Below are 13772 nucleotides of genomic sequence, written 5' to 3' on the forward strand. Positions count from 1 at the left end.
GGACATCGTCCGCGACCTGCACGTCTCCCGCAACACGGTCCGGAAGGTCATCCGGTCGGGGGCCACCGCCTTCGCCTACGAGCGCGAAGTGCAGCCGTTGCCCAAGCTCGGGCCGTGGCGCGACGATCTCAATCGGATGCTGACCACCAACGCCGGCAAGTCCGCCCGCGAGCGGCTGACGCTGATCCGGATCTACGAAGCGCTGCGCGGGCTCGGCTACGAGGGCGGCTACGATGCCGTTCGGCGCTATGCCAAAACCTGGAAGCGTGAGCGCGCCTCGGTGACGGCCCAGGCCTTCGTGCCGCTCATCTTCGCCCCGGGCGAGGCCTACCAGTTCGACTGGAGCCACGAGATCGTGCTGATCGGCGGCACGACCGTCACGGTCAAGGTCGCCCACGTCCGGCTCTGCCACTCGCGCATGCTGTTCGTGCGGGCCTATCCGCGCGAGAGCCAGGAGATGGTGTTCGACGCTCACGACCGGGCGTTCGCGTTCTTCCAAGGCACCTGCCAGCGCGGCATCTACGACAACATGAAGACCGCGGTGGAGACGATCTTCGTCGGGCGCGAGCGCGCCTACAACCGTCGCTTCCTGCAGATGTGCTCGCACTACCTCGTCGATCCGGTCGCCTGCACCCCGGCCTCGGGCTGGGAGAAGGGGCAGGTCGAGAACCAGGTTGGGCTGGTGCGCGAGCGCTTCTTCACCCCGCGTGTCCGAGTGAAGAGTTACGAGGAGCTGAACGCGCTCCTGCTCGATGGGGTGATCGCCTACGCCAAGGCCCATCCCCATCCCGAGGAGCGCGAGCGCACCGTCTGGGAGCGGTTCGAGGCCGAGCGAGCAGCCCTCGTTCCCTATGCCGGTCGCTTCGACGGCTTCCACGCCGTCACCGCTTCGGTGTCCACGACCTGCCTCGTGCGCTTCGACAACAATCGCTACTCGGTCATGGCCTCCGCCATCGGCCGCCCGATCGAGGTGCGGGCCTACGCCGAGCGCGTCGAGATCCGGCAGGACGGGCGCGTTGTTGCCGAGCACGAGCGCGCCTTCGGGCGGGATCAGACCGTGTTCGATCCCTGGCACTATGTCCCCGTGCTGGCCCGCAAGCCCGGCGCGCTCCGCAACGGCGCACCGTTCAAGGACTGGGTCCTGCCTCCCGCCCTTGACCGGGTCCGACGCAAGCTCGCCGGCAGTGCCGGAGGGAACCGGCAGATGGTGGAGATCCTCACCGCCGTGCTCGGCGACGGCTTGCCGGCCGTCGAGGCGGCGTGTGCCGAGGCGCTGCGCGAGGGCGTCCACTCGGCCGACGTCGTCCTCAACATCCTCGCCCGGCAGCGCGAGCCGACCGCGCCCGTCACCATCCTGACCCCCGAGAGCCTGCGGCTGCGCCACGAGCCGGTCGCGGATTGCGCCCGCTACGATACCCTGAGGAGCCCCCCATGATGGAACGCCAGAACATCCTCGCCACCATGGGCGAGCTGAAGCTCTTCGGCATGAAGGCGGCCTACGACGAGATCATCAAGGTCGCGCTCAAGCGCACCCACGAGCCGCAGCAGATCGTCGGCGACCTGCTCCAGGCCGAGATCTCCGAGAAGCAGGCACGCTCGATCCGCTACCAGATGACGATCGCCAAGCTGCCCCTGGCCAAGGACATCACCGAGTTCGCCTTCGACGGCACCCCGATTAACGAGGGTTTGGTACGCGCGCTCTCCGGCGGCGAGTTCCTGGCTCACCAGCGCAACGTCGTACTCGTCGGCGGGACCGGGACCGGCAAGACCCACCTCGCCATCGCCATCGCGCGAGCCTGCATCCGAGACGGGGCGCGGGGCCGGTTCTACAACGTCGTCGACCTCGTCAACCGGCTCGAAGCCGAGGCACGTGCCGGCCGCCAGGGCCGCATCGCCGACCATCTCGCCCGGCTCGACATCGTGGTGCTCGACGAACTCGGCTACCTGCCGTTCGCGCAGTCGGGCGGCCAGCTCCTGTTCCACCTGATCAGCAAGCTCTACGAGACCACCTCGATCGTGGTCACCACCAATCTCGCCTTCGGGGAATGGCCGAGCGTGTTCGCCGGCGATGCCAAGATGACCACGGCGCTGCTCGACCGGCTCACCCACCACTGCGAGATCGTCGAGACCGGCAACGAGAGCTGGCGCTTCAAGAACCGCGCCTGAGGCCGGCACACGTCGCGCCTGCTGGATCCCTGATCAGCCCGGCTGCGCCACCCCGACCCGCTTCGCCGGGCTGATCAGGGGCGTCCCGCTATACCCATCCGGGGGGTCAAAGTTCGACGCCGATCCAGGGTCAACGTTCAACGCTGTTTGACAAACGGAGATGCGTGATCGTCTTTCTGCCGATGCTGGGCTCGATGCGCTGAATTCGTTTAGCACCTTCTCACCGACCTGGAAGAAGGCTGTGACTTATCTCGACAACGTCAGCAACGAGGAAAAGGGAAGCTTCGATTGGGCTAAGCAGCGCGCAGAGTTTCAGTTCAATTACGAGCTTAGCAGTCGAGATGAAGGCAAGGAACCCGAGAAGATCGACTCGACGAACCCGGCCGTAAAATTGATCAAGGCAGCGCTCGACGGCCTGAAAGCTCTGAACGATCCCTCCAAGCGGATCGAGGACATGCCGCAGTACAAGCAAGCACAGCAGCTCTTCGATCGCCAGCAGGGCGTCGAAGCGTCCGGCGTGGACGTGAGAGTGTGATTCCTGCTGCTGCCCTTCGGAGCGGCCCATCCGATGCGCAGCGCCACCCGTTCAGAACTGTCGTGCAGAAGTAAAATTCATCTGCGCGGTAGTTGCTGAGTCAGGGTTACTCTTTCCATTTTATCTTTGTGTCTGGCCTGCCCCCTGAAAAGTGGTCCTCCCTGAGGTATGGCTTCGAGCCATGTTTGGAGTTGACCCGCTTTGTGGTCCACGGCCTATGCAAGTTCTCGGGCTGTGACAGCTTGGTTGGCGAAGGCCCGGGGCGTCAAGCCGCCCAGGGCCGTTTGGGGCGATCGTCGTTGTAGTGGCACCTCCAGTCCTCGCTGCGCTCGCGGGCATCGGCCAGTGACAGGAACCATGAGGCGTTCAGGCACTCCGCCCGTAGACGACCGTTGAACGACTCGATGTAGGCGTTGTCGGTCGGCTTGCCCGGTCGTGAGAAGTCGATCTCGACCCCGTTCAGGTAGGCCCACTGGTCGAGCATGCGCCCGGCGAACTCCGGTCCGTTGTCCACCCGCAGGCTCTTGGGCCGACCTCGCAGCCGGACCAAGGCGTCCAGAGCCTCGGTCACCTGGAAGGCGCGGAAGTTGGCTCTCGGTGTCAGTGAGAGCGCCTCTCGCGTGTGGCAATCGACGACGGTTAGGATCCGGAACGGACGACCATCGAAGAGGCGGTCGGACATGAAATCCATGGCCCAGACCTCGTTGGGTCCGCCGATCGCCGGTCGCCCCTGACGGTAGCGCCACGCCCGCTTGCGTTTGGGTAGCTTGGACCGGATCGACAGGCCCTCATCCCGGTAGATCCGGTAGGTGCGCTTATGGTTCACCTCCCAGCCCTCCCGTCGCAGCAGGATGTGCAGCCGCCGATAGCCGTAGCGCACCCGCGCCGCGGCCAGTTCCTTCAATCGCATCCGCAGCGCGACCTGCGGGTCCGAACGCTTCCTGTAGCGCTGGGACGAACGGCCGAAGCCGGTAGCCAGACAGGCCCGACGCTCGCTGATCTCGTAGGCCACCTGCAGGTGACCAGCGACCTCGCGGCGAGCGGCGGGCCTTACCACTTTCGCTTCAGGATATCCTGCAGCATGGAGCGGTCCAGTGTCAGGTCGGCGACCAGCCGCTTGAGCTCGCCGTTCTCGTCCTCCAACTGCTTGAGCCGTCGGATCTCCGGCACGCCCATGCCGACGAACTGCTTCTTCCAGCGATAAAAGGTCGGCTCGGATACGCCCATCTTCCGGCAGACCTCGTCCACCGTCGCACCGTTCTCCGCCTGCCGCAGAGCGAAGGCGATCTGTTCGTTCGTGAAGCGTTTGCGAGGCATGGCATCCACCCTCCTTCAGGGTTCAGGATGCCCGAAAAACTTGCGCTGAGTGCGGACCAGTTTGCTGGGTCAGGGTCACCATGGCTCGGAGCCATACTTCGGGGAGGACCAATTTTCGGGGGCACGCCAGAAGCGAGACTGTCTCAGATGTGGGCCGGGTGACCGCGCGGATGTACTGGCTAACGTTTCGTTAACCATGCGACAGGCAGTCCTAGATGGATCCTTCGGTCAGCTCGGGGGAGGAGTGAAAAGGAGGGCTCAATCATGATCGAGGTGGCCTTGCTCGTAGCGCTGACAGCTGCCCTCAGCGCTGCGGCAGCCGGAGCAATCAGCGAACCGGAAGACCGATGAGTCACAAGCGACGGGTTCGGCCCGATTTCGATCCCCTGACCGAAGCGCAACTCATCGCCGGGCGCACAAGCGCCCGCCGTGTTCTGCTTCAGCCCACGGTCGACCAGAATCTCGGTGAATTGTTGAACGCGATCGATCATATCACCGAGGCTGCCACAGGAGAGCGGAGCTTTCTCTACCTGAAGCCAACGCTGCCGCCAGCGAAGCATTGAGCGATTGGCTGGGCCGAAAGGGTACCGGCATGTCGATACAGGTTCGAGCGGACGCTGTACGGGCGGTTGATGCCGCCACCGATCAGTTGCGGACGCATCCCGCGGCGGCCGCTAATCTTGTCGATGACGTCTTGTTTTGTCGATGACGTCTTGCGGTGAGCGGATGGAACGCGACGCTTTCTCGAACCAGAACAGAGCTTCTGGGAGGCCCGTCGTCTGATCTTCTGAAGGCTCGAAAGCATCGCGCCTTCAATAAGCCCGGTGGCGCAGCTTGGCCTTGGGCGTGGCGTGGAGCGCCGCTCAGCGAGCTCACACAGGAAACTTGGTATCGGGCGGCGGTGCCGTGATGGGACCACCGCCCTCGAATCTGTCGAACCGGATCAGTAGCGCGGGCCGCCCGAGGTGGTGCCGCGCTGCTGCGCGTAGCCGGGCAGCATCGGGTTCCGGGCGTTGGGGTCGCCATGCATCAGGCGATTGCGGGTGTGATGGGTCCGGCTGGCACGGGAGTGGTGGCTCGCGTCGTGGCGATTGCCGTGGTGGCGCATGTGATGCTTGCGAGCCTTGTAATTGCCGGCATAGCCGATCGATGAACTGGCACGCATCCGCTCAGCATGCGTCATTCCGGGAGCGGCCGAGGCTGAGCCGATGGAAAAGCTGGCGAACATTACGCCAGTGGCCAGAACCAGTGCGAGGGTCTTCATGTTAGACTTCCGATCATGTGCTCACGAGCGGCACAGTGCGGCTGTAAGCCTGAAAAGACGGTGATGTTCCCCGAAAAAGTTGACATTATTGTTATGGATTATAGCCTGATTCCATTCGTATATCGAAAATAGACAAATATAATTCAATATACCAGGAGAACGCAGCGAGGCCCTAACCTAGCCGTCCGACTTTCGACCGGGCTGATCGGGAAGGTTAGCCAGGACCGAAGTAGTCGGGGATGCCGGCAGGGTCAGAAGACGAGCGCGGAACAGGGGGGCGCCCAAGCGGCGCAGGATCGAGGTGTCGACAGGCCATGCCGGCCACACTCATCCCCGGGCAACCTCCCGCCCGCACCCGTCCCCGTCCTGGCTCCGGCCAACCAGCGACCCATGGCCACCACCACGCAGGTGCCCCTCACGCGGCCCGGTCCGCGATACCGGTCAGATCCATGCGGCTCGATCGAGGACGTACCGACCCTGCAGGCACCGATTCAATCGGTGATCAAGGTCTGGAGGCAGGTCGGCCACGGAATGGCGCAATCGAGCCTTCCCGCCCTCAGGTTCCTTCCTTTCCCGCGTCTGATCGACCTGAGACTGCCGTGAATCCTGCGTCGGCGGTCATCGCTCCGCACGACGATTTCCGCCTCCTGGCCCATCAGTCCCAGCATCGTGACCCGGGCTGCCTGCCTCTCGATGTGGCCTAGCTTCGACACGACCTGTTCCCGGCTCTCCATGACCGCGCTTGATGTTCGGCACTTCCGGTCCGCGCTGATCCTCTCCATGAGCCCGGTCAATGCCGGTCGGTCAGGTCGACGATGGGCAGCGTCATCCGGGCTGGTTGGGACGGCCGTGCACTTCGACCGGCACGATTACCTTGGAACCAAGGGAAAGGCCGACCTGCCTGCTCGCTATGCGTCGCAGCGTCTCGTGCACGATGGCGGTCAGCCTCGCTTCCAAACCGGCGGGACGCCCGGCGAGGACCCACAGCGTCAGGATCGTCGCGGAATAGACGAGCGCACCTGCCAGGACGAGGGCTGCGAGAATGAGCCCGCGGATCGTCTGGTCATCGGACGATTCGATCAAGGGCTGGAGGACCAGCAACGCTAATATCATCGCACCTGAGGCGCCGGCGGGCCTGAGGAGGACCGACAGGATGTTTCTGGTTGATGCGCCGGTCAACTGACGAATGCTGTGAGCGGACACGACAAACATGATGAACTCGGTCACCAGCCGTGCCAGAGCGACACCGGCAAGGCCGCCGGCAAAGCAGCCCACGAGAACCAGCGGGAGCTTGATCGACAAGCCCAGGATGCTGCGGACCATCCCGGCCTTCGTTTGACCCAACGCGTTGTAGAGAGCCCCGAGCGGTTGCGCGATGAGGCTCAGCGCGCCCGCAGCGGTCAGCATCTGCATGGGCAGGACGACTTCGCCCCATTGTGGTCCGAGGACCGTTCGGCAGAAGGGTTCAGCCAGCACGATGAGACCGACCATGATCGGGAGGCAGAGGGTGTAGACGCCGCCGAGGCCGATCAGGAAGGCGCGCCTGAGGCGCTCGTGCTGGACGTGGATCGCGCCGAGTGCCGGGAAGAGCATCGCGGCGGCGGGAGCGGCGAGGGCCTGGATCGGCAGCGCGGCCAGAGAATCCGCCATGGTGTATCGGCCGAGCTCCGCACGGCTGGACAATTGGCCGAGGACGAAGCGATCACACTGCCAGGACAGTGCTGCGAGAAACTGCGCTCCGCCGAGCCAGCAGAGGAAATCCCAGAAGATCCGCCATTGCCTGAGCGAAAGTCTCGGTCGGTAGGGCGCCAGGTAATAGGAGGTCGCGACCATGATGGCCGGACTGCTCACCGTCGCGACGACCAGCGCCCAATAGTTCCGCTCCAAGGCGAGTGCCAGCATCGCGACCACGAAGGCGCCGACCTTGCCCACGGTCTGCGCGAGACAGTCGGGACCCATCTGGAGCTGGCGCAGATTGATCCAGAGATGGGGACTCACGCATCCGCGAATCATCGGCGCCCATCCGAGGCAGAGGATGATCGGAACGAGGCGGAAGTCGTCGAAGGCCCAGGCATAGGGCCAAGCGATGCCGGCGATCAGAAGGCCGAGCATCACGCCGCGCAGCATGGAGAGCGTGAAGGCCGTATCGTAATGGTCGGGCTCGACATTCGGGGTCCGGACGAGGACAAGCCCGACCGGCAATTCGAAGATGGCCTCCATCAGCGAGATCAACGTCATGGCTGCGGCGACGACTCCGAAATCGTTTGGGGTCAGCAGCCGAGCGAAGACGAGGAGAGCACAGAAGTCGATGAGGCGCCCCATCAGACGGGCTCCAACGAGCAGCATGGCTCCCGTAACGACCCGTCCCGCAAGCATCATGACCTCGTGGCGTAGGTGAATGCGCCTGCGTACCGGCTGAGATCGGGCGGCACGGCCGCGATCACTTCGTTCCGTAGGTGGAGCGCTGCACGCAGATGCGCGCGGCAGGCGAGCACTGTCGCCAGCGCAATGAAGAACTGGGAGCCCGGATCCGCCTGACCGCCGGAGATCGTCGCCGTGAAGAGTTGAGTCAGCGCGGCGAGGCGCGCCCCGTCGTGGAGCCCGGCGATCCTCTGCATCGACGGATCTGAGGGAATGGGCGGACATCGCCTCAGAAGGCTGACGACGATCGCCGTCATGAGCACGGTGCCGACGAAGCCCAGCTGCGACAGGATCGCGATCACCCAGCTCGAAGCGCGGGAACTTCCCATCCCGATCCCGAAACCGAAGGTATCGACGAAGCTGCCGAGGCTGCGGGAATTCCAATAGCTCCGTTCGATCCCGGATTGCGACTCGTCCTTCTCCAGAATCGTCACGCGGAACAGCTCGTACACAGGGTCGAAGATGCCCGGAGTGGCGAGATAGAGAAGCAGAACCAGAGCTCCGCCGATCGCCAATGCCATCAGGACCACCAGATCCCTGCGCATCAGACGGTTCGTGACCGCGGTCCGGGCGAGCATGGCGATCTGGATGCTCGCGAGGAAGGCGAAGCCCGCATAAGCGGTCGTCGATGTCGAGAGCAGGACGAGAATCAGAAGCGCGATGGCGAGGCCGAGGGCGCGGGACGAACCGGTCCTTCTCCAGTAAGCGAAGCTGAGTCCGAAGCTCGCCAGCGCGGCACCGCCGAAGGCGGACGCCTCGGAGAACGCACCCGAGATGCGCGTCACGTTCCCGAGCGTCAGATCGGCACCCGTCAGCATCGCGTAGGAGGCCGTCCGGATCGGCTCGAGCACGTCGCCCGCGCCGATGAACTTACCCACGCGGTCGATCACGCCGAAGGCGGCCGTCAGGCCAGCCCACAGGAAGAAGCCCCGGGCGACGGGCCTGATCGCTTCGGACCGTAGGAGCAGGATGGAGAAGGCTGCGAAAGACAACGCGCCGAAGAGAAAATATGCCGTCTGAGAAATATTTCCTGGCCCAGGCGCCAGAGGGCTTTCGAAGACGCCGACCAGCCGCGACGTGACGAAGGACGTTGTCGAGCCCTCGAAGAGCCGTGGCAGGATCACGGCTCCGGCGGCGGCGTACACCGCCAGAAGCAGAACCGCCCAGGTCGTCTGATCCCGCATGAGGACGATGCCAAGCTTTGGAATGGTTCCGCGCCGAACCGCGAGCGTCGCGATCAATATGCACCCGGGAACGACGTAGATGAGAGGCGAAGATCCGCCGAGCGCCGGAAGTGAGCCGATCGCAGTCGCGCCAAATGCGAAGGACGCGATGGTGGCAACGACGAGCGGTGGGCCGAAAAACGCCGACACGCAAATGAGGATCGCTGCGACGACGATGCCGATCAGGGAGAGATCCATGGAGGTCAGGACCTGCTGCTACGAGCGTGGGACGGGCACCGGCGGCTCATGTCGGCGCTGCCACGCGCCACGGGCCTTCGCCCCCGACGGACAGCACCCGTCGCGTTGACCGAGGCGGGGGCCGATGCGATCCTCGATCGGCGGGCACCGATCTACGTGGCCAATCGCGTCTCTGAACGAAGGCGGCGGAATGATCTGGCTACTTGCTTTCTCGGTGGTCGCGAGCCTCCTCGGAAGCTTGCGGTACAAGGCACCCGCGGCGATCGCCGGGTCAGCCTTCGTGGTTGTTGCGGGAATGGGGCTGGGACTGACGTGGTGGCAGCTGTTGGTCTGTGTCATTACGCTCCAGCTGTCCTATTTCGCGATGGCTCTGCTGATAAACTCCGCACGTTGACTTCACGCATTGAGCCGGGATCCGCTCAACAGGTCTGTCGCGTGTTGAGGACGGCAGGAATCGTGCGGATCAAGATATTCAAGTCACTCCAGACGGACCAGTCCTTGACGTACTGGCAATCGAGCATGACCCGGTCCTCATAATCGAGGGAGCTGCGCCCACTGACCTGCCACAGGCCCGTCATGCCGGGTCTCACGCTTTGAAAAAGATCGCTGTGGGCACCGTACCGGATCAGCTCGGCGCGCACGATCGGACGCGGGCCGACGCAGCTCATGTCACCGCGCAGAACGTTGAAGATCTGCGGCAACTCGTCGAGGCTCGTGCGCCGCAACGTGCGGCCGATCCACGTAATTCGCGGATCGCGAACGAGCTTCTGCGTCCGACGCCATTCCGCCGCAGCCGCCGGATCCGTGCGTAGCAGGGCCTCGAGCACGGCATCGGCGTTGGTCACCATCGTTCGGAACTTGAGACAGTCGAACTCGCGTCCGTAACACCCGATCCGGCGGTGCCGATAGATGACGGGTCCACCCATGGATACCTTGATCGCGAGGGCGATCATCAGGAGCAGCGGCAGGACGAGGATTAGAACCCCAACCGCGATAGCGAAGTCGACGTAGCGCTTCCGCAAGCCTCCGAGCGGAGCGATCCGGGAACGGGCTTGGCCGGAACCGGAACTTGGAACCGGTTGCGTCAGCAACTTCGACAAGAATGCAGGATCGCGCGGCGCCGTGATCGTGAGCGCCTCCATCGGTAGAGGTGTGGAAAACCGGCCTTCCAGATCGCTTTCGACGGCCACAGAGGCCACCTGGTCACGCCGTGACTGCCCACGAAAACCGAAAAGAGGGAAACTGAGCGTTTTCATTGCTGTTCACGCGATTTCCGAAATTAAACTGTCTCAGACGTCAATTCACTGCATCTAGCTGCACAGCGTCAAAATCTCAAAGGGTGGAATTGGGGTCTTGTGACTACTGCCTTAGGCGTAAGGGTGCATTTTACGAACGCCTGTACCCGACCTAGTCCTGAGCAAAGCTGATCTTCGCTCGCGATCGGGCAAGCTGACCCGATGCGGATGACTGCGGAGCCTTGGATCACCGAGGACCGCCGGCCTCATCCGGAAGGAGGATCGCTACCTCAATTGGTGCAGTTCACGCGCTCGTCTCAACGATTGATGGTCGGGTGTCGCAGAAGTGTGAGCCGATGACATTCGCTGGCATATTCAGAACAACGCTGACCGCCTGGCATGGCAGATCCAAGATGCTTTGGCCGATGCGGGACGAACATCCCGAGTCGGCCAAGCCCGATCTCTGGGGCGACGGCATCGTCGAGGGCGGCTTGGCGGGACTCTGGTCGGCGCGGGGCTGGAGCGACGTATCCGACGATGAACTCGTCTTCCTCATTCCGGGCGTGGTCCGTGCCGAGGCGAATAGCCTGGACGGCGCCGCCGCCCGCATTCGGCGCGTCCTGGACTCCCGCGCGCGCTCCGGAACTCAGGTTCGGCCGCCGGCGGCGCGTGTAAACCGGCGCATCGACGCTGCGCACCTGACAGTGCCGTCTGCCGAGAGCCGGGTGTCCGAATGGCCGACCGGTGTCATCGTCCGCGCCGGCGCGGATCCATTCGCCCGCTTGGTGATGGCCGAACTCGACCGGTTCCACGAAGACGCATGCCTCGCGGCGGAACGACGGGGTCCGACGACCGGCGCCCAGGCCATGTTCCGGTCGATCCATTCGGGGATCAACGCGGCCTATGTCTATGAGGACCTCGCGCCCCTGCAGGAGACCCTCGCCGTCGGCGCCTGGATGGGCCATCTGCTTCGCGGGCGCCCCGCCCTCCTTCCGCCCTGCCTGGCGGAACCCTTGGCAGACCTGATCACCGGATCGACGGCGGGCCTGCCGAACGCAGCCGCCGACGCCTCCGCCTTGCTCCTGGCCGCGCATCTTGGCCCGGACGGCTCGGCTCGTCTGGTGCGGGCGGCGGAGCGATCGCAGCGCGGTGGTTACCCGGTCGTCGTCGACGCGGCTCCCTTCACCGGCCGGTCACGGATCTCGACCGAAGCGATGCCGACGCTCCTTGCTCGACGCAGCTGAGGATAGCAGACCGTGCTGAAGCTAACACCGACCGAACTGCTCGACGATCGACGCGCCGGAGCGATGAGCGACGCGATCGCCGCCAGGGAGGTCGACATGGTCGCCTTCCTCCAGCGTTACCGCTGGACGATCCTCGGCTTCGTGCTTCTCGCCGTCGTCGCGGCTGCGATCTACGTCCATCAAACCACCGTGCTCTATCAGGCCCGAGCACAGATCATCGTTGATCCGCGAATGCCGCAGATCCCGACTCGGGATCAGACTCCGGAGATCGCAGCCTCCATGGACGCCGCGCTCGTCGAGAGCCAGATGATCGTCATGCGGTCCGAAACGATCGCGACGGCCGTGGTCGAGACCCTGCGCATCGAAGAGCTCCCCAAGGAAGTGGGCCTGCGTGCGAAGCTGAAGGAGCACGTGCTTCGCTGGCTGGACTACCCGCCCCCGCCCCCGCCTACCCCCTATGAGCGGATGCGCGACGCCATCGGGATGATCGAGAACGGCTTGAGTGTCAGGCGGCTCGGGACCTCCTACGCCTTCGAGATCGCCTTCACGTCCCCCAGTGCGGAGCGTTCGGCCCAGATCGTGAACGCGATTGCCGATGCCTATGTCCGGGACCAGCTCGACAGCCGGTCCGAAGCCGCTCGTCAGGGCAGTGCGTGGCTCGAGGGGCGAATTCAACAGCTTCGGCGCGAGATGAATGCGGCGTCCCGGCTCGTCCAGGAATTCAAGGCCAGTCACGATTACAGGATCCCCACGCGGAAATCATCCGACGCCTCGAACGGCACCAAGCCCGCAAATCTGCTCGATCCGGACGAGTCGATCACATTGGAGGAGTTGGAGACCGCGTCGCAGACTTCGCGGCGCATCTACGAGAGCTTCCTTCAGGCCTTTGCCGATTCGGTGCAGCGTCAGAGCTTTCCGATTGCCGGCGCCCGCGTGATCACGCAGGCGACCCGTCCGCTGATGCCCAGTCACCCGCGGACGATCCTCATCCTCGCCCTCGCGATCCTCCTCGGTGGCGTGTGCGGAATCATTTGCGCGATCGTTCGGCAGGGTCGCGACTCGAGCATTTCGAACGCGCGACAGATGACGGCGAATTCGGGTCATATCGGAACGGTCGAGTTGCCTCAGATCGGCTCCGTCTCCGGGGACCCGTCTCGGTTGCGCAAGCTGCGGCGCAAGGCGGGCGCCGCCTTCATCGAGGTTTTGATCGCCCCCTTCTCGGAATTCAGCGACGAACTTCGCCGGGTCAAGGCCTTCGCGATGCATCGCAGGTCCCGCGGAACGGCACAGATCATCGGCGTCGTGTCCTGCGCGGAGGGTGAGGGCCGCAGTACGATCGTCAGCAATCTCGCTGCCCTGTTCGCCTATTCAGGCGCGCGCACACTCGTCATCGACGCCGACATCCGTGACAGTGCACTGACGCACCGCTTCGCTCCGAAGGCGGATGCGGGGCTCGTCGAGGTGCTCCTGGGCGGCGAAGGTCTCGCCGGCGTGGTCCAGCGGACGCAGATTCCGAAGCTCGATATCCTTCCAGCGCCCAAGCGCACCCTGATCGCCCATTCCAGTGATCTGCTGGGGTCCAGCCAGATGCAGCAGGTTCTGGAAGAGGCGCGCAGGACTTACGACACGGTGATCCTGGACCTTCCACCCACGAATCACGTTGCCGATGCGCTCATCCTCGGCCCCATGCTCGACGGCGTGATCCTGGTTGCCCGGTCCGGGGTTACTCAGCGGCGCGTCTTCGGCGATCTCTCCGCCCATTTCGAGGCCGCTCAGGTCGATATCCTCGCGCTGGTCCTCAACATGGCTCCGCGCCGGCGCGCCCGGCACGCCCGATCGCTGGCGGCTGAGCAGCCGGGTCAGGCCGATCTCTTCCACGGCGCTCAGACCCCCTCAACCGTGCTCGATCACCGTCCTGGCTGACCCGAGCCCGAGGGGTCGAGGATGCCGGGACGATGGCCGAAGGTTCGGGACGGCGTCCGACGTCGAAGCGATGGGTATCGGTGGAACCACTCCGCTCGCATCGAATGCGCCTGCCTCATGCGAACCGGCGTGACCCGGGTAGGGGGATCGCGAGTCCGCGCTGAGTGCAGGTCGCTGGTGTGGCGGGATCGGTGGCGCCGACATCGCTTGGTCGCTCTCTGTGAAATTCGTGCGCGCACGGCAGCC

General features: G+C 64.4%; 9 protein-coding genes and 2 pseudogenes. 6 read left to right on the forward strand and 5 right to left on the reverse strand.

Annotated features, from left to right (window positions below):
* The 3 genes and pseudogenes from istA to ACLBWX_RS11870 all read left to right on the forward strand — a co-directional run.
* A pseudogene (gene istA, locus ACLBWX_RS11860) lies at positions 1-1423 on the forward strand (IS21 family transposase); the annotation flags it as partial.
* An 8-nt stretch (positions 1424-1431) separates the two neighbouring features.
* Positions 1432-2166: an IS21-like element helper ATPase IstB gene (gene istB, locus ACLBWX_RS11865; protein WP_447677267.1), complete on the forward strand. Its 735-nt coding sequence runs from the start codon at positions 1432-1434 to the stop codon at positions 2164-2166.
* 160 nt (positions 2167-2326) lie between these two features.
* On the forward strand, positions 2327-2701 hold the full coding sequence (locus ACLBWX_RS11870) for a hypothetical protein (protein ID WP_447677268.1): 375 nt from the start codon (positions 2327-2329) through the stop codon (positions 2699-2701).
* Between the two features lie 215 nt (positions 2702-2916).
* Here the strand turns inward: ACLBWX_RS11870 and ACLBWX_RS11875 are convergent.
* Positions 2917-4018 (reverse strand): annotated as a pseudogene (locus ACLBWX_RS11875) (IS3 family transposase).
* A gap of 347 nt (positions 4019-4365) precedes the next feature.
* Here ACLBWX_RS11875 and ACLBWX_RS11880 point away from each other — a divergent pair.
* Positions 4366-4581 (forward strand): hypothetical protein, encoded by a 216-nt coding sequence (locus tag ACLBWX_RS11880; RefSeq protein WP_447677269.1) that lies wholly within the window; start codon positions 4366-4368, stop codon positions 4579-4581.
* A 380-nt stretch (positions 4582-4961) separates the two neighbouring features.
* On the opposite strand, the gene ACLBWX_RS11885 is transcribed toward ACLBWX_RS11880, so the two are convergent.
* The 4 genes from ACLBWX_RS11885 to ACLBWX_RS11900 all read right to left on the reverse strand — a co-directional run bounded on the left by ACLBWX_RS11885 (position 4962) and on the right by ACLBWX_RS11900 (position 10380).
* On the reverse strand, positions 4962-5282 hold the full coding sequence (locus ACLBWX_RS11885) for a hypothetical protein (protein ID WP_447677270.1): 321 nt from the start codon (positions 5280-5282) through the stop codon (positions 4962-4964).
* Between the two features lie 825 nt (positions 5283-6107).
* On the reverse strand, positions 6108-7661 hold the full coding sequence (locus ACLBWX_RS11890; RefSeq protein WP_447677271.1) for an oligosaccharide flippase family protein: 1554 nt from the start codon (positions 7659-7661) through the stop codon (positions 6108-6110).
* The gene (locus ACLBWX_RS11895; protein ID WP_447677272.1) at positions 7658-9124 is read right to left on the reverse strand and encodes a hypothetical protein; all 1467 of its coding nucleotides are present in this window, start codon (positions 9122-9124) and stop codon (positions 7658-7660) included. The genes ACLBWX_RS11890 and ACLBWX_RS11895 overlap by 4 nt, the downstream gene beginning before the upstream one ends.
* Before the next feature lie 419 nt (positions 9125-9543).
* A complete protein-coding gene (locus tag ACLBWX_RS11900; protein WP_447677273.1) occupies positions 9544-10380 on the reverse strand; it encodes a sugar transferase in 837 nt (278 codons plus the stop codon).
* 314 nt (positions 10381-10694) lie between these two features.
* Between ACLBWX_RS11900 and ACLBWX_RS11905 the strand changes: the two genes are divergently transcribed.
* Both ACLBWX_RS11905 and ACLBWX_RS11910 read left to right on the forward strand, forming a co-directional pair.
* Positions 10695-11603, forward strand: a complete 909-nt coding sequence (locus ACLBWX_RS11905; protein ID WP_447677274.1) for a hypothetical protein — start codon at positions 10695-10697, stop codon at positions 11601-11603.
* 12 nt (positions 11604-11615) lie between these two features.
* The gene (locus ACLBWX_RS11910) at positions 11616-13526 is read left to right on the forward strand and encodes a polysaccharide biosynthesis tyrosine autokinase (RefSeq protein WP_447677275.1); all 1911 of its coding nucleotides are present in this window, start codon (positions 11616-11618) and stop codon (positions 13524-13526) included.
* Positions 13527-13772 lie beyond the last annotated feature (246 nt).

The organism is Methylobacterium sp. M6A4_1b, from assembly GCF_053345175.1.